Source organism: Arthrobacter gandavensis, from assembly GCF_039528575.1.
GTDB classification, from domain to species: domain Bacteria; phylum Actinomycetota; class Actinomycetes; order Actinomycetales; family Micrococcaceae; genus Arthrobacter_B; species Arthrobacter_B citreus_B.
Window position 1 is genome coordinate 39887 of record NZ_BAAALV010000002.1, and the last position, 15757, is coordinate 55643.

Genomic DNA, 15757 nt, shown 5'->3' on the forward strand with positions numbered 1-15757 from the left:
CAATAAAGCAACCATTGGCGAACCGCCTACCCGCGGTTCCCCCAAGGAAGGAGCACTCAGTCCATGAGTGACCGCCAGTTCGGATTCCGTACCCGCGCTCTGCACGCCGGTGGAACACCCGACGCCATCCACGGCGCACGTGCCGTTCCCATCTACCAGTCGACGTCGTTCGTCTTCAAGGACACCGCCGACGCCGCCAACCTCTTCTCGCTGCAGAAGTACGGCAACATCTACTCCCGGATCGGCAACCCCACGGTCGCCGCGTTCGAGGAGCGCATCGCCTCCCTTGAGGGTGGAATCGGTGCGGTGGCGACGGCGTCGGGCATGTCAGCGGAATTCGTCACCTTCGCGGCGATCTGCTCCGCCGGGGACCACATCGTCGCCGCTTCCCAGCTCTACGGCGGCACGGTCACGCAGCTGGACGTGACGCTGCGCCGCTTCGGCATCGAAACCACCTTCGTTCCCGGCACCGACCCGGCGGACTACGCCGCGGCCATCCAGGAAAACACCAAGGCCGTGTACGCGGAAGTGGTAGCCAACCCCAGCGGCGAGGTCACCGACATTGAGGGCCTGGCCAAGGTGGCGCACGACGCCGGTGTGCCGCTGATCCTCGATGCCACCCTGAGCACGCCCTACCTGGTGCAGCCGTTCAAGCACGGCGCGGACATTGTGATCCACTCCGCCACCAAGTTCATCGGCGGGCACGGCACCACCCTGGGCGGCGTCGTCGTGGAAGCCGGCACCTTCAACTGGGGCAACGGCAAGTTCCCGGCCATGACCGAGCCGGTGCCGTCCTACGGCAACATCTCCTGGTGGGGGAACTTCGGCGAGTACGGCTTCCTGACCAAGCTGCGCTCCGAACAGCTGCGCGACATTGGGCCCACGCTCTCCGCGCAGTCCGCGTTCCAGCTGCTGCAGGGGGTTGAAACCCTGGCCCAGCGCGTGGACGAGCACCTGCGCAACGCCCAGGCCGTGGCCGAATGGCTTCAGGCCGATGAGCGGGTGGCCTGGGTGTCCTACGCCGGCCTTGAATCCCACCCGCACCACGAACGGGCCCAAAAGTACCTGCCCAAGGGCCCGGGTTCCGTCTTCAGCTTCGGCGTCAAGGGCGGCCGTTCTGCCGGACAGACGTTCATCGAATCCCTGCAGCTTGCCTCGCACCTGGCCAACGTGGGCGACTCCCGCACCCTGGTGATCCATCCGGCGTCGACCACCCACCAGCAGCTCTCCCCCGAGCAGCTTGCAGCCGGCGGCGTGCCGGAGGACCTTGTGCGCATCTCCGTTGGCCTGGAGGACCTGGAGGATATTCTCTGGGACCTTGACCAGGCGCTTACCGCAGCCGCCGCGGATACGGCGCCCGCCGCCGTCGAACCCGCCGCGTCCTGCAGCCTTCCGCTTGAAACCGAGGAGTCAGCCAATGTCTGAGAACCGCACCTGGGTGGGGCCCAGCGCCCCGGAACGCCTGTCGCTGCTGCGTTCGGCCACATCGATCGCCATTGTGGGTGCCTCGGACAAACCGTCCCGTGCCTCCTACTTTGTGGCCACGTACCTGCTCTCCTCCTCGCCGTACAAGGTGTACTTCGTGAACCCGGTGGCCAAGGAAATCCTGGGCCAGCCGGTGTACGCCTCGCTGGCGGACCTGCCGGAGACCCCGGACATCGTGGACGTGTTCCGCCGGCACGACGACCTGCCTACAGTCCTGGAGGAAGCCAAGGCCGTGGGCGCCAAGACGCTGTGGCTGCAGCTGGGGTCCTGGCATGAAGAGGTTGCCCGAGACGCGGAAGCCGCCGGAATGAACGTGGTGATGGACCGCTGCGTGAAGATCGAGCACGCCCGGTTCCACGGTGGCCTGAACCTCGCGGGCTTCAACACCGGGGTGATCTCCTCCAAGCGGCAGCTCACCGCCTAGCCTTCCCTCACCGGAGCGGGCAGTGCGCGGGATACTCAGTCGCGGCCGGAGCCGTGCCCGCGGTTGCCGTCCTTGCCCGCATCGCCGCGGCCCGGGCCGTCCTGGCCTTTGTCCCGGCCGGGTCCCTGGCCGTTGTTTCCGCCCGGGCGTCCCGGACGGTCCTGGCCTTTCTGCCCCTGGGAGAAGCCATCACGGTCTGCTTCCGATCCATGCCCCGGGTTGTCGCGGCGGCCGCTGCCGCTGTTCCACCCGGATTCCGCAGGCTTGCCGGCGTACTGCCCGGGCTCTTCGGGAGCCTGCCCGCCGGGCACCGGGGCTTCCTCCGCGGGCACCGGGACGGGCTCAACCGGTGTGGCGGGAGCGACCGGCGGCAGTGTGGCCGGGTCCGGTTCAATGGGTGTGGCGGCCGGAACGGGGGCGGGAACCTGCTCGTACTCCACGGGCGCAGGCACATCGTGGGTGTCTTCGGCCGTGATCCACAGGCCGCCGTTGGTGGCTGCCACTCCGGTGGTACCGGCTGCCATGGCCGCGATGATCGCGCCGCCAAGCATGTAGCCGCGCCTGCGTGAAATCTTCTTCAAGGGGGTCACCCCGGGTGTAAAGAAGGCTTCCAGCTCAGGGGACGGTTCCGGGGCAGGCATGCGTGCTTCAGCCCGCAGGTCCAGGAGGGCGTCGCTCAACTCCCGGGTTTCCCCTACCCCTGATTCCATCAGGAGGCGCCGGATCACATCTGCGTCACTGGGGTTGCTGGACGTGCTGTTCATCTTCCGCGGCCTCCTTTCCTGCGATTTGCTCCCTGAGCGCCAGGAGCGCCCGTCTCTGAAGTTGTTTGACGGTGTTGACCGTCTTCCCCATGATCTGCGCGGATTCCTCCAGCGACAGGTCCGCCACTACCCTCAGCAGCAGGACTTCGCGTTGCGGGCCGGTGAGCCCGTCCAGCATCTGCGCCGCCACCAGCCCGGATTCAAGCACGGTGTCTTCTGCCGAGTCGGTGGATCTGGTGTCGAGCTGCGGATCATACGGAGCAGGGGCCGGCTGGCGCTCACGACGGCGGTGCTCATCCACCACCCGGGCATGGGCTACCGAAAAAGCGAAGGTGCGCAGCCCTGAAGGACCTCCTGTGACCGTGGAGATCTTGGAAAAAACCGTCAGGAAAACGTCCTGCGTCAGCGCTTCCGGATCCTCGCATCCCTTGGACCTGAGATAGCCAAGGACCGCGGGTGCCAGCGACTCGTAAACCGCCCGCAATGCCGCCGGATTGTTTTCACGCGCCGCAGAGACCATGGGCTCTGTCAGCGGGTCAGCCAAGGCGGGGTCCTTCGGTCTGGGACGTTGGGGCGAACCAAATCGTACCCCGCCCAGGCTGATCCTGCTCAGGAGATGGCCGCGCCGTTGCTCGTTGGGGGGATGAGCCACGGCGCGGCCATTACACATACGTAATCGCCCGGGGAATCGAAAAGGTTATGCGGATTCGGGAAAAGTTTTTTGCCGGTCCCCGCTCCCAGAGCGTTCGGAGGAGAATGTGGAAGACTTGACGGCGGTCCGCCCTTCCTCGGCGGATCCGTAACGGCGGCCCAAAGCAACCCACCTGCCCGCTCCAATCCAGCAATACCGGACCCCGCGGGTCCGGCCAGGAAGATCATGCCCAGCACCACGCCTCACCACACAGATCTAAAGCGCGGCCTTTCGCTGCGGCACATCCGCTTCATCGCCCTTGGATCCGCAATCGGAACAGGGCTGTTCTACGGTTCATCCGAAACCATCCAGGCCGCAGGCCCCGCTGTCCTGATTGCCTACATCATCGCCGGGTGCGCCGTGTTCCTGGTCATGCGGGCACTGGGAGAGATGGCCGTCCGCCACCCGGTGGCGGGTTCCTTTTCCCAGTACGCCGGCCGCTACCTCGGTCCGCGCCTTGGTTTCCTTACCGGCTGGACGTTTGCCTTCGAGATGATCATCGTGGCCATCGCGGACATGACGGCGGTGAGCATGTATATGGGCCTCTGGTTCCCGGACACACCGGGATGGGTGTGGATGATCGCGGCGATGCTCCTGATCGGCGGGCTGAACCTCATGCGGGTCAGTGTCTTTGGCGAGATGGAGTTCTGGTTCACCCTGATCAAGGTTTCCACCATCATCGCCATGATCGCCGGAGGGCTGTACCTGATTGTCTTCGGTGTCAGCACCGGCGGCTACGAGCCTGGCGTCAACCACCTGGTGGACCATGGCGGGTTCGCACCCTTTGGCGTGTGGGGCATCGTCATGAGCCTGGGAATCGTGGTGTTCTCCTTCGGCGGGATCGAGACCCTCGGCGTCACTGCCGGTGAGACCGGAGACCCGCAGCGGGCCATCCCCAAGGCCGTGAACACCGTCCCGGTGCGCATCCTGCTCTTCTACGTCCTGTCCCTCGGCGTGATGCTCTGCCTGCTTCCGTGGGACCGGATCGGGTCCGAAGGCAGTCCCTTTGTCCAGGTCTTTGCCGGGATAGGCATCCCGTTCGCTGAGCACGTGATCAACGCCGTGGTGCTCACTGCTGCCCTGTCCGCGATGAACTCGATCTTCTATGCGGCCTCGCGGACCATGTACGGCCTGGCCGAGCAGGGACATGCGCCGAAGAGCTTCACCAGCGTCTCCCGCTACGGGGTGCCGGTGTGGCCCGTGGTCATCATCATGGCGAGCCTCATCGCGGGCCTGGGCCTCTATCTGTGGATTCCGGAGCAGCTGTTCCTGGTGGTCGCTTCCACCGCCACCTTCGCCACGATCTTCACCTGGTCTTCGATCCTGCTCAGCCACCACCGGATGCGCCGGCAGATGCGGCGGGACGGTACGCCGTCGGCCGGTTTCGCCTTCCCGGGGTGGCCGGTGCTGAACTACATCGTCCTGGGCTTCATGGCCCTGGTGACGGTAATCCTCGCGTTCACAGCCCCGGGACGCACGGCCCTGGCGGTCGGCGTGGTGTGGCTGCTCCTGATGCTCGCTGCGTACCGCTTCCTGGTTAAGGACGAAGGCCGCAGGCCGATCGAGCTGCCCGAACCGGCAAGCAACGCCCAGCGCTAACCCGCCCCTCAAGGCAGGCTAGGGCGCTATCTCCTCGGCGGCAGCGAACCGCCGGTTGGCCAGCACCGGAAGGTACTCACGGACTTCCTCGATCCGGGTCCGCACCACGTCCGCCGTTGCTACGGCTTCGCTTTCCTCGCCGAGGAAGACCTCCGGTACTCCCATGGGGTCCAGGATCGCCGAGTGGCCGATGGTGTGGCCGCTGGCTGTTCCGGCCGCGGCCACCCAGACAGTGTTCTCAATGGCCCGTGCCTTCAGCAGCGTTTCCCAGTGGTCGATCTTGTGCTCACCTTTGAACCAGGCTGCCGGAACGGCGATCAGGTCCGCGTCCTGCACTGCCAGCGCCCGGGCCAGTTCCGGGAAGCGCAGGTCATAGCAGGTCATCAGGCCCACCCGGAGGTCGCCCAGCTCCACCACCTGGACGCCCCGGTCTCCGGGCTTTATGCGGGTGGACTCGGAATAGCTGAACGCATCGTAGAGGTGCAGTTTGCGGTACGTGGCCGCAATACGGCCGTCGGCTTCAATAGCCACCAGCGTGTTGTAGGGACGCTCCTCACCGGAGGATTCGTAACCGCCGGCAACGACGGCGATGCCCAGTTGTGCAGCGGCCAGGGACAGCCGCTGCACGAAGGTGCTCCACCCGGCGTCCACGGCAGCTGCCAGCGGACCGTCCACCTTGCCGATGCTGAACATCGACTCTTCCGGGAACACGATCAGTTCCGATCCTTCGGCCCTGGCCTTCTCGGCCAGCGAGCGCATCACCGCCAGGTTGGCTTCGACGTCGCCGCCTGGACTGAACTGACCTACGCTGACCAACATGGGGAACCGCCTTGCCTTCGGGACCGGATGTGACCCCAGCCTAGTGCAGGTCCTCGAAGTGCAGCACAGGTTTCAGGACCCGCCCGGACTTTGCGTCGGCGGCCGCCGTATTGATGTCCCCGAACGCGTAGCGGGTGATCATTTTCTGCAGCGGGAACCGGCCCTGCTGAACCAGGTCCACCAGGGCGGGGAGGAAGAGCTGCGGCGTCGAGTCCCCTTCCGTGATCCCTAGCACCTGCCTGCCGTTGAGCATGAAGTTCACATCCAGTTCCACCGTTGACCCCGGAGCGGGGGCGCCGATCAGGCCCAGCTTGCCCAGCGGTGCCAGGGCGTCTGCTGCCGTGGCCGCAACCCGGGTGCTGCCCGTGGTTTCCAGGGCGTGGGTGACCCCAGCGCCGTCGGTCAGTTCAAACAGGGCCTGCAGTGCGTCGGTGCTGCCGGAATTCACGACGTCGGTGGCCCCCAGCTCGCGGGCAAGCTCCAGCCTCGAGTCCACCAGGTCCATCACCACAATGCGGGTTGACCCTCCAAGGGCTGCAGCCATCACCGCGGAGAGGCCCACGGGGCCGGCACCGAACACGGCAAGGGTGGAGCCCGGTTCGGGACGCAGTACGTTCATGACTGCCCCGGCTCCGGTCTGGATGCCGCAACCAAGCGGGGCGAGGAGCGAAAGGTCGGCGTCGGGATCCACCTTGGTGACGCCGCGTTCATCCGCCAGCACCAGGTTCGAGAAGGAGGACTGCGCGAAGAAATGCCCGTGGACACCTTTCCCGTCCTTGCTGATGGTGGCGCTGCCGTCCAGCCGCTGCCCGCCCACCAGGTTCAGTTCCAGGAAGTACGTGCAGTAGGCAGGGTGGCCGCTGCGGCAGTTCCGGCACACGCCACAGCTGGTGAAGCTGAGCAGTACATGGTCACCCGGAACCACGGAGGTCACGGCGGAGCCGACGGCTTCCACGATTCCGGCTCCCTCGTGCCCCAGGACTCCGGGCAGTGGAAAGGGAATGTGCCCTGCCTGGACGCCAAGGTCCGTACCGCACACGCCGGCTGCCTCTACACGGACCAGGACCTCGTCGGGTCGGGGGTCGTCCAGGACCACGTCGGTTATTTCGAAGGGTTCGTTGATGCCGCGCAGGATCGCGGCACGCGCCTGGGTAGTCATAAGCCCCACGCTACGCGGGCAGGTGCCTGCGCGTCAGGAGTCCGGACACGGATCGGGGCGGCAGGCTGAAAGTCCGCCTGCCGCCCCGATCCGGACGCAGCCCCGTTAGGCGTTGACCGCCTCGGCGTCCTGGCGGTCTTCCGCAGCACTGAGGGAGGCACTGGAGCCGGACTGCACCTCGATGCGGCGCGGCTTGGCCTTTTCGCTGACCGGAATGATCACGTTGAGCACGCCATTCTCATAGTGGGCGGTAATGCCGTCGGTATCGATGCCCTGGCCCAGGCTGAGCTGGCGCAGGAAGGACCCGCCTTCGCGTTCCCGGGTGAGCCACTGGACGCCGTCCGTACCGCGCAGTGTGCGCTCGGCACGGATGGTCAGCAGCTGTCCGTCGACGTCGATGTCCACGGACCCCGGATCGATGCCGGGAAGGTCAACGCTCAGGACGTACCGGTCATCCTGCCGGTACAGGTCCATGGGCATGCCGCGCAGGGATTCACTGCGGACGGCCTGGGCAAAACGGTCAAGTTCACGGAACGGATCAAAGCGTGTTGCCATCACAAATCAACTCCTTCACTCCGCTGTACGCAGCGGGCTGATCTGCCATTTCGATTCAAAGTTGAGTTGGCTTCACTCAACTTTCGGCAGTAGATTAGCACTTGCAACGCGAGAGTGCTAACCCGGGTTGCTGGAGCGGAAATACCCGGTTCCGCCCGCTTTCATTCGAACCTCGTCTGGAAGGAAAGGAAGCAGTGTCCCATCCTGCGTTGTTCCGGTTTGGAACAGCCAACCGCACCGAACACCTGGAGAAACTCCGCACACTCCCCAGCCGGCTGGCCGGCTCGGCCCCGTCCCCTGCACTTGATGCGGCCGGCTGGATCAGCGGACTGTGGCTGGCCGCCGCGCTGCTGGGCATTGGTGTTTTCTCAGGCGGAACAACTTCCCTGGTGCTGGCGGTGGTGCTGCTCTACGGCACCGGCGCCGCGCTGGCCGTACTGGGGTGGCTGGCCTGGCGGGCCCTCAGCCTGCGAATGCGCCGGCGTGCTGCCTCCGAGCCAGGGGCATCGGCGGCCCGGGACTTCCTGGCCGCAACAGCTTCGGCCCGTGAAGAGATCATCCAGGCACTCTTCCCCGCTGGAGCCACCGGAACGCCCGAAGTACTGCGGGCAACGGCGCCGGCACGGGCGGCTGCAGCGGCCGCTCCCAACAGCCCCCTCCCGGCGAAGGCACCCGGCGGCGGCCCCGGTGCTGCTCCCCGGACCTCGCCGCGTTCGGGCAAATCTCCGATCCGCAAGAAGGCCAACTGCAAGTCCGCCCACCGGCGCCGCGGCGCAAAACCGCCCGCCCCGCCGGTGCAGGATGATTTCGCCCGCGCCGCCTAGACTGGGGCGCCATGGAGGAAATCAAGGAACCCGTCCAGCTGTCGCTGGAAAACGGGAAGCTAAACCCGGCTGCGGCAGGCTTCACCCGCTCACCGCTGCACGCGTTTGCGGACCTTCCCCAGGGGCTGCTGCACGGCTGGCGGACCAAGCGCTGGGAGTACTGGGGCGTGCTGACTCCGGACCTGGTGCTCGGCATGACCATTGCGCACCTGGACTATGCCGCCACGCTCCAGCTGTACGTCTTCGAGCGTGCCACCGGCAAGGAAATCGCCAGCGATCCCCTCTCGCTTCCCCCGGGATCCACCGCGCTCCTGCCCGAAACCCTCCCGCCCATCACCGCAGTGGGCACGATGGGCGGGCTGCACCTTCGCTTCCATGACGACGACGGCGGCACGCATCTGCGGGCGGAGTCGCCGCGCGTCGGCGTCGAGCTTTACGCCCCCGCGGAAGGCGACGTGCTTGGAGTCGTTGTTCCATGGTCGGACACGCGCTACCAGTACACACTCAAGGACGTGGCCCGGCGGGTCAGCGGCACCGTCACGGTTGACGGGCGGGAGTATCCGGTGGGCAAGGGCGCCTTCGCCGTGCTGGACCGCGGACGCGGACGCTGGCCATATTCGAGGCGCTGGAACTGGGCCGCCGGCTATGGCGCCTCGGGCGGGACCCGGCTTGGCCTGCAGCTTGGCGGGATGTGGACGGAGGGGACTCCCGCAACGGAAAACGCGTTGATCGTGGACGGCGTGCTGCATCATTACGACGGCGAGCTGGAGTTCAGCTACGACCTCACCGATCCGCACGCGCCCTGGCAGGTGCGCGGGCACTGGATCGACGCCACGCTGACCCCGTTCCACCGGCGCTTCGCCGCAACCAACGTTTTGGCCGTCGCCTCAAAGACCTGGCAGGCCTTCGGCGCCTGGTCCGGCTGGGCCGCTGCTCCGGACGGCACGCGCTATGGGTTGGAAGGCGTGCACGGCTGGATCGAGGAGGCACGCAACCGCTGGTAAGTCGCCCGCGCGCAGATTCCCACCCTCTGTGGCTGCTGTGCCCTGGTGGTTTCCCGCTGGTCCCACCCGTACCGGCGGCTGGGAAACCGCACACCCGGCACGTCCCACCCACACGTTTACCGGCTCTTTCGCCAATGGCACCCGGCTGCTAGGTTCTTACCGACCTCACCGATCCGAAGGAGCTCCACGTGGCCAACAGGTTTTCCTCCCTCGCCCTTGATGCCGTCAACGTGGAGAGCCAGGCCAGTTTCTGGACCGCTGCCCTGGGTTACCGGGTCGCCGAACTGTTCGACGGCGGCATCTCCCTGGCACCGGCGGAGGGAGTGGCAGGGCCTCCGATCGACATCGTCCCCGTCCCGGACGCCAAGACCGCGAAACTCCGCCTGCACATGGACCTGGTTCCCGACGGCTGCACCCAGGAAGAGGAAGTCGAGCGGCTGCTGGCTCTCGGAGCGGTGCGCGCCGACGTAGGGCAGGCACCGGATGTCCCCTGGGTTGTGCTGGCAGATCCTGAGGGCAACGAATTCTGCGTCCTTTCGGCGCGGGACTAGGCGCGCCGCAACGAAAAAGCCCCGCAGCCGTGAAGCTGCGGGGCTTTTACGTACGGATTACTCGCCGATCAGGTCGCGGATCACGATCGTCTGGTCGCGGTCCGGGCCAACGCCGATCGCGGAGAACCGGGTGCCGGACATCTTCTCCAGTGCCAGCACGTAGTTGCGGGCGTTCTCCGGCAGGTCCTCGAGGGTCTTGGCGCCGGTGATGTCCTCGGTCCAGCCGTCGAAGTACTCGAAAATCGGCTTGGCGTGGTGGAAGTCGGTCTGCGTCATCGGCATCTCATCGAAACGCACGCCGTCGACGTCGTAGGCCACACATACCGGGATCTTCTCGATGCCGGTAAGCACGTCCAGCTTGGTCACGAAGTAGTCCGTGAAACCGTTGACGCGGGAAGCGTGGCGCGCCAGCACGGCGTCGTACCAGCCGCAGCGGCGCGGGCGGCCGGTGTTTACGCCGAACTCGCCGCCGGTCTTCTGCAGGTACAGGCCCATGTCATCGAAGAGTTCCGTGGGGAACGGGCCGGCGCCAACGCGGGTGGTGTAGGCCTTGATGATGCCCACGGCGCGGTTGATGCGGGTGGGGCCAATGCCGGAGCCTACGGATGCGCCGCCGGCCGTCGGGTTGGAGGACGTGACGAACGGGTAGGTGCCGTGGTCCACGTCCAGGAACGTGGCCTGGCCGCCTTCCATCAGGATTACCTTGCCCTCATCCAATGCGCGGTTCAGTTCATAGGTGGAGTCAATGACCATCGGGCGCAGGCGGTCCGCGTAGGAGAGGAAGTACTGCACCATCTCTTCCACGTCGACGTCGCGGCGGTTGTAGACCTTCAGCAGCAGCTGGTTCTTCTGCCGCAGCGAACCTTCCACCTTCTGGCGCAGGATCGACTCGTCGAAGATGTCCTGGACGCGGATGCCAAGCCGGGCAACCTTGTCCATGTAGGCCGGGCCAATACCGCGGCCGGTGGTGCCGATGGCACGCTTGCCCAGGAAGCGCTCGGTGACCTTGTCCATGACCTGGTGGAACGGTGCCACAAGGTGGGCGTTGGCGGAGATCCGCAGCTTGGAGGTGTCTGCGCCGCGCGCTTCAAGCCCGTCAATTTCGGTAAAGAGTGCCTCCAGGTTCACCACGCAGCCGTTGCCGATCACGGGAATGGCGTTGGGGCTCAGGATGCCGGCGGGCAGCAGCTTCAGTTCGTACTTTTCACCGCCGACGACGACGGTGTGGCCGGCGTTGTTTCCCCCGTTGGGCTTGACGACGTAGTCGACGCGGCCGCCAAGCAGGTCGGTGGCCTTACCTTTACCTTCGTCGCCCCACTGGGCGCCGACGATGACAATTGCGGGCATGGGATCCTCCCCCATTAGTTACGCTAGGGAGCCGCGCCAGGCGCTGAACCGCTACCGTGCATGAGAATGCCCCTGCACCGTGAGACTGAAGGACACAGGGGTCCATGATCCAGGTTGCGGGGCTCTTACCTGTCAAGTTTAGCCGATCTGCGGGTTTGCCCGTTTGGAAGCCGCGGACGGAGGCGTACGGTTTAGCCATGGAGCGCTTCCGCGGCTATATCGCCGGGCTGGGCACTGCCTCGGGGACCCGCCTGGTTGTTGGGCACTGGCCGGACTCACCGTTCGGCCCGTTCACCGATGTCATGGTGGAGAACCGGTTCGGTTCCCGGCTGCTGCTCGCGCCCAGCGAAGCGGTTGCCCGCTATGTTTCCTCCACCTACACCTTCGACGCAATCGATGTGGTTCCGGTCAGCGCCTTCCTGGCCGAGGACAGGCTGAAGGTCGACGGCGGTCCGCTGCAGCTCAGCGCGCAGCTTGGCCGGGTGACCCTGCTGGGACGCGTCCTTGAAGCCGTTCCCGCCCCGCTGGCCGTCCATCCGCTCTGGCTGCAGGCGATCAACCCGCTGGCCAGCCTGATTGTCCGCGGGGTACGGACTGCAGGAACTACCGGGGACCGCCTGGAGTTCTACGGAGTACGCTCCATCCGCCGCCTCGCCTCCGCGCAGTGTTCCTGGAACGGCGAGGATCTGGGCTCCCTGACGCCTGTCAGCCCGCCTGTCCGGTTCGGGTTTTCCTCCGTGCCGGCCAAGCCGCAGATCCTGGCAGTGACCACCACCATCACCGCCAGGAACCCGGCGCAGAGGGAAGGAACCCACGCATGGAGAACCGCTTTCACCCGCATGCCGAGTCAGTCTGGTCCTATCCCCGTCCGCCCCGAGTCGAACCAAGCAATGAACGCGTCAAAGTCTGGCTTGGCGGAAACCTGATCGCAGACACCTCCGATGCCCTGCGCGTCCTCGAAACCAGCCATCCGCCGGTCTACTACCTGCCCCTGGACGTCTTTGCCCCCGGAGTGCTGCAGCCGGTCAGCGGAATCACGCACTGCGAGTTCAAGGGAGCAGCCGCCTATTTCGACGTCGTCTCCGGCCCGCAGCGGGCTGCCCGCGCTGCGTGGACCTACCCGCATCCGTTTCCCGGCTACGAGGAGCTCTCCCACACCGCCGCCCTGTACCCGGGGCTGATGAATTCCGTGACCGTGGACGGGGAAGAGGTGCAGCCGCAGGAAGGGGACTTCTACGGCGGCTGGATCACCAGCCGGGTGACCGGACCGTTTAAGGGCGCGCCGGGCACCTGGGGCTGGTAACTCCGGCCCCGGGCACAGCAAAGGCGCCCCCCGCACGGGAGGCGCCTTTGCTCAAGGCATGGGCGGTGCTAGCCCTCGATGGCTGCCTTGGCGGACGGGTCTGACGCGTCCAGGAACTTCTCGATCCGGTCCACTTCCTCACTCTCGCCGATCGCCGCTGCGGCACGGCCCAGGGCGTACAGCGCCCGGAGGAACCCGCGGTTGGGTTCGTGCTCCCAGGGGATGGGGCCGGTGCCGCGCCAGCCGGCGCGCCGCAGTGCGTCCAGGCCGCGGTGGTAACCCACCCGGGCGTACGCGTAGGACTCCACCGGACGTCCGTCAGCGAAGGCCTCGTCGGCCAGCGTCGCCCAGACCTGGGAGGAGGTGGGGAACTTGGCTGCCAGGTCCACTGCCTCGTCACCGGCCGCGAGGCGGGCGACGACGTCGGTCTCCTCCGGCAGGTACGTGGGCTCGGGGCCGAGCAGGTTCTTGCGGAATTCGTCTGACATTAGAGGTGCTTTCCTGCCGATCCGAGGGACTGTGCGGCTTCGACCACGCGGGCGGACATGCCCTTTTCTGCGGAGGCACCCCAGACACGCGGGTCGTACTGCTTCTTGTTGCCGACTTCGCCGTCCACCTTGAGCACGCCGTCGTAGTAGCGGAACATGTGGTCGGCCACCGGACGGGTGTAGGCGTACTGGGTGTCGGTGTCGATGTTCATCTTCACAACGCCGTAGGACACAGCGTCTGCGATTTCCTGGGCAGAGGAACCGGAACCGCCGTGGAAGACCAGGTCGAACGGGCGTTCCTTGCCGATCGAACCGCCAACGGCGGCCTGGATCTCGTCCAGGATCTCCGGGCGCAGCTTCACGCCGCCGGGCTTGTAGACGCCGTGGACGTTGCCGAAGGTCAGGGCGGTGAGGTAACGGCCCTTGCTGCCGTCTCCAAGTGCCTCGATGGTGGCCATGCCGTCGGCGACGGTGGTGTAGAGCTTCTCGTTGATTTCGTTCTCGACGCCGTCTTCCTCGCCGCCCACGGTGCCGATCTCGACTTCCAGGATGATCTTGGCGGCGGCGGTGCGGGCCAGCAGGTCCTGCGCGATCTTCAGGTTCTCTTCGAGGGTCTCGGCGGAACCGTCCCACATGTGGGAGTTGAAGACGGGGTCCTCGCCGCGCTTGACGCGCTCTTCGGAGGCTGCCAGCAGCGGCAGGACGAAGTCCTCCAGCTTGTCCTTGGGGCAGTGGTCGGTGTGCAGGGCAATGTTCACGTCGTAGCTCTTGGCCACTTCACGGGCGTACGCCGCGAAGGCCAGCGAGCCGGTGACCATGTTCTTCACCGAGGCGCCGGACCAGTACGCGGCACCGCCGGTGGAAACCTGGACAATGCCGTCCGATCCCGCCTCAGCGAAACCTGCGAGCGCGGCATTGAGGGTCTGGGAGGAGGTTACGTTGACAGCCGGGTATGCGAAGCCCCCCGCCTTGGCCCGGTCGATCATCTCTGCATAGATCTCGGGGGTTGCAATAGGCATGCTGACTCCTTAGCGAAGGTTCGAAAGTGCGGCAGGGCCGGGCCCTCTTTGGCTTCTCCCATCCTAGCCACAAGAGTCCTTTGCGCATCAGATAACACAGGTTCCGGGCTTCGCACATGCTGCTTCAGCCCGGACCAGCGCTGCGTATCAGCTCACCTTCTGCCCAAATACGTGGCGGCGGACCCAGCCGTGCATGGCAATGGCAGCGGCAGCGGATGCGTTCATGGACCGCGTGGAGCCAAACTGGGCGATGGAAAGCGTGGCTTCCGCGGCCTGGTGCACCTCGGGCGTGAGGCCGGGGCCTTCCTGGCCGAAGACCAGGACGCAGCTGCGCGGCAGGTCGTAGGTTTCCAGCGGAACTGAATCCGGGAAGTTGTCGATTCCGATGATGGCCAGGCCCTCGGAGCGTGCCCATTCGGTGAACTCTTCCACGCTCGGGTGGTGCCGCACGTGCTGGTAACGGTCGGTGACCATTGCGCCGCGGCGGTTCCAGCGGCGTCGTCCAATGATGTGGACTTCCTTGGCCAGGAAGGCGTTGGCGGTGCGCACCACGGACCCGATGTTCAGGTCATGCTGCCAGTTTTCGATGGCCACATGGAACTCATGGCGCTTGGAGTCCAGGTCCGCGACGATCGCATCGTGCTTCCAGTACCGGTACTCGTCCACCACGTTGCGCCGGTCTCCGGCGGCCAGCAGTTCAGGATCCCACTGCTCACCCTCGGGCCACGGCCCCTCCCACGGCCCAACACCAACCTGCGGCATTTCGGCTTCTGCCGGCTCTGTTGGGGGAATTGTTTCAGGGCTCTCTATCACCCTTCCAGCGTAAGGTGAAAGACTGGACCATCCCGCATCCGCACCGGGAGACACAGGCCTGCGCCCGGACTCCCGATTGGCTGCGGGTACGAAGCAGAACACGCACTGGAGGCAAACTGTGGGCGAGAACGAGAACATCGAGTGCTGGCTGACGGACATGGACGGCGTGCTGGTCCATGAGAACCAGGCGATTCCCGGAGCCGCGGAGCTGATCAACCGCTGGGTGGACACTTCCAAGCGGTTCCTGGTGCTGACCAACAACTCGATCTACACCCCGCGGGACCTCGCCGCCCGGCTGCATGCCTCCGGCCTGGATGTCCCGGAGGAAAACCTCTGGACGTCCGCACTGGCGACGGCCGAATTCCTCAAGGACCAGCTCAAGGGCTCCTCCACCCCCGGGCGCGCCTTCGTGATCGGCGAGGCGGGATTGACGACGGCGCTGCATGAGGCCGGGATGATCCTCACGGACACCAACCCGGACTATGTGGTGCTGGGAGAAACCCGCACCTATTCCTTCGGCACCATCACCAAGGCGATCCGGCTCATCCTCGACGGCGCGCGGTTCATTGCCACCAACCCGGACGTCACCGGCCCTTCAGCGGAGGGACCCATCCCGGCCACCGGCGCCATCGCAGCGCTGATCACGGCCGCCACGGACAGGGAGCCCTACATTGTGGGCAAGCCGAATCCCATGATGTTCCGCTCCGCCATGAACAAGATCGACGCGCATTCCGAGACCACCGGCATGATCGGGGACCGGATGGACACGGACATCATCGCCGGGATCGAAGCGGGGCTGACCACGGTGCTGGTACTTACCGGCATCACCCAGCGCGAGGACATTGCCCGCTACTCCTTCCGGCCAACCCAGGTGATCGACTCCGTGGCGGACCTGATCAAGACCGTCTAGCC

At 66.0% G+C, this 15757-nt stretch carries 18 protein-coding genes; 9 read left to right on the forward strand and 9 right to left on the reverse strand.

All coding sequences use genetic code 11. The features are described 5' to 3' along the window. Window positions 1–63 precede the first annotated feature (63 nt). Window positions 64–1425 (forward strand): O-acetylhomoserine aminocarboxypropyltransferase/cysteine synthase family protein, encoded by a 1362-nt coding sequence (locus ABFX29_RS03320; protein ID WP_152224818.1) that lies wholly within the window; start codon window positions 64–66, stop codon window positions 1423–1425. Next, a complete protein-coding gene (locus ABFX29_RS03325) occupies window positions 1418–1909 on the forward strand; it encodes a CoA-binding protein (RefSeq protein ID WP_152224820.1) in 492 nt (163 codons plus the stop codon). The genes ABFX29_RS03320 and ABFX29_RS03325 overlap by 8 nt, the downstream gene beginning before the upstream one ends. Window positions 1910–1944: 35 nt before the next feature. On the opposite strand, the gene ABFX29_RS03330 is transcribed toward ABFX29_RS03325, so the two are convergent. Next, window positions 1945–2673: a hypothetical protein gene (locus ABFX29_RS03330; protein WP_152224822.1), complete on the reverse strand. Its 729-nt coding sequence runs from the start codon at window positions 2671–2673 to the stop codon at window positions 1945–1947. After that, window positions 2645–3217 (reverse strand): RNA polymerase sigma factor, encoded by a 573-nt coding sequence (locus ABFX29_RS03335; protein ID WP_211372307.1) that lies wholly within the window; start codon window positions 3215–3217, stop codon window positions 2645–2647. The genes ABFX29_RS03330 and ABFX29_RS03335 overlap by 29 nt, the downstream gene beginning before the upstream one ends. A gap of 333 nt (window positions 3218–3550) precedes the next feature. Here ABFX29_RS03335 and ABFX29_RS03340 point away from each other — a divergent pair, with 333 nt between their 5' ends. After that, entirely contained in the window at window positions 3551–4963 is a 1413-nt protein-coding gene (locus ABFX29_RS03340; protein ID WP_152224824.1) for an amino acid permease, read from the forward strand. A gap of 18 nt (window positions 4964–4981) precedes the next feature. On the opposite strand, the gene ABFX29_RS03345 is transcribed toward ABFX29_RS03340, so the two are convergent. The 3 genes from ABFX29_RS03345 to ABFX29_RS03355 all read right to left on the reverse strand — a co-directional run bounded on the left by ABFX29_RS03345 (window position 4982) and on the right by ABFX29_RS03355 (window position 7496). Further along, on the reverse strand, window positions 4982–5782 hold the full coding sequence (locus tag ABFX29_RS03345) for a carbon-nitrogen hydrolase family protein (RefSeq protein ID WP_152224826.1): 801 nt from the start codon (window positions 5780–5782) through the stop codon (window positions 4982–4984). A 40-nt stretch (window positions 5783–5822) separates the two neighbouring features. Continuing rightward, complete coding sequence (locus ABFX29_RS03350) at window positions 5823–6941, reverse strand: NAD(P)-dependent alcohol dehydrogenase (RefSeq protein ID WP_152224828.1); 1119 nt, start codon at window positions 6939–6941, stop codon at window positions 5823–5825. A 105-nt stretch (window positions 6942–7046) separates the two neighbouring features. Next, window positions 7047–7496, reverse strand: a complete 450-nt coding sequence (locus ABFX29_RS03355; RefSeq protein WP_152224830.1) for an Hsp20/alpha crystallin family protein — start codon at window positions 7494–7496, stop codon at window positions 7047–7049. Between the two features lie 194 nt (window positions 7497–7690). Between ABFX29_RS03355 and ABFX29_RS03360 the strand changes: the two genes are divergently transcribed. The 3 genes from ABFX29_RS03360 to ABFX29_RS03370 all read left to right on the forward strand — a co-directional run bounded on the left by ABFX29_RS03360 (window position 7691) and on the right by ABFX29_RS03370 (window position 9875). Then, window positions 7691–8320 (forward strand): hypothetical protein, encoded by a 630-nt coding sequence (locus ABFX29_RS03360; protein ID WP_152224832.1) that lies wholly within the window; start codon window positions 7691–7693, stop codon window positions 8318–8320. Window positions 8321–8331: 11 nt separating this feature from the next. After that, window positions 8332–9324 (forward strand): DUF2804 domain-containing protein, encoded by a 993-nt coding sequence (locus ABFX29_RS03365; RefSeq protein ID WP_152224834.1) that lies wholly within the window; start codon window positions 8332–8334, stop codon window positions 9322–9324. A 188-nt stretch (window positions 9325–9512) separates the two neighbouring features. Beyond that, entirely contained in the window at window positions 9513–9875 is a 363-nt protein-coding gene (locus tag ABFX29_RS03370) for a VOC family protein (protein ID WP_152224836.1), read from the forward strand. Between the two features lie 57 nt (window positions 9876–9932). On the opposite strand, the gene ABFX29_RS03375 is transcribed toward ABFX29_RS03370, so the two are convergent. Then, on the reverse strand, window positions 9933–11222 hold the full coding sequence (locus tag ABFX29_RS03375; protein WP_152224838.1) for an adenylosuccinate synthase: 1290 nt from the start codon (window positions 11220–11222) through the stop codon (window positions 9933–9935). A gap of 197 nt (window positions 11223–11419) precedes the next feature. On the opposite strand from ABFX29_RS03375, the gene ABFX29_RS03380 reads away from it, so the two are divergent. Both ABFX29_RS03380 and ABFX29_RS03385 read left to right on the forward strand, forming a co-directional pair. Beyond that, on the forward strand, window positions 11420–12148 hold the full coding sequence (locus ABFX29_RS03380) for a hypothetical protein (RefSeq protein WP_338079133.1): 729 nt from the start codon (window positions 11420–11422) through the stop codon (window positions 12146–12148). Next, entirely contained in the window at window positions 12040–12525 is a 486-nt protein-coding gene (locus ABFX29_RS03385) for a DUF427 domain-containing protein (protein ID WP_152224840.1), read from the forward strand. Before ABFX29_RS03380 ends, ABFX29_RS03385 begins: the two co-directional genes overlap by 109 nt. Window positions 12526–12593: 68 nt before the next feature. Here the strand turns inward: ABFX29_RS03385 and ABFX29_RS03390 are convergent, their stop codons facing one another. The 3 genes from ABFX29_RS03390 to ABFX29_RS03400 form a co-directional block, all read right to left on the reverse strand. Beyond that, complete coding sequence (locus tag ABFX29_RS03390) at window positions 12594–13013, reverse strand: DUF3151 domain-containing protein (protein ID WP_152224842.1); 420 nt, start codon at window positions 13011–13013, stop codon at window positions 12594–12596. Further along, window positions 13013–14032: a class II fructose-bisphosphate aldolase gene (gene fbaA / locus ABFX29_RS03395; protein ID WP_152224844.1), complete on the reverse strand. Its 1020-nt coding sequence runs from the start codon at window positions 14030–14032 to the stop codon at window positions 13013–13015. The genes ABFX29_RS03390 and fbaA overlap by 1 nt, the downstream gene beginning before the upstream one ends. A 147-nt stretch (window positions 14033–14179) precedes the next feature. Beyond that, window positions 14180–14794 carry a TrmH family RNA methyltransferase gene (locus ABFX29_RS03400; protein WP_152224846.1) on the reverse strand — a complete coding sequence of 205 codons (615 nt, stop codon included), beginning with the start codon at window positions 14792–14794 and terminating at the stop codon, window positions 14180–14182. Window positions 14795–15002: 208 nt separating this feature from the next. On the opposite strand from ABFX29_RS03400, the gene ABFX29_RS03405 reads away from it, so the two are divergent. After that, a complete protein-coding gene (locus ABFX29_RS03405; RefSeq protein ID WP_152224896.1) occupies window positions 15003–15755 on the forward strand; it encodes an HAD-IIA family hydrolase in 753 nt (250 codons plus the stop codon). The last annotated feature ends 2 nt before the right edge of the window (window positions 15756–15757 follow it).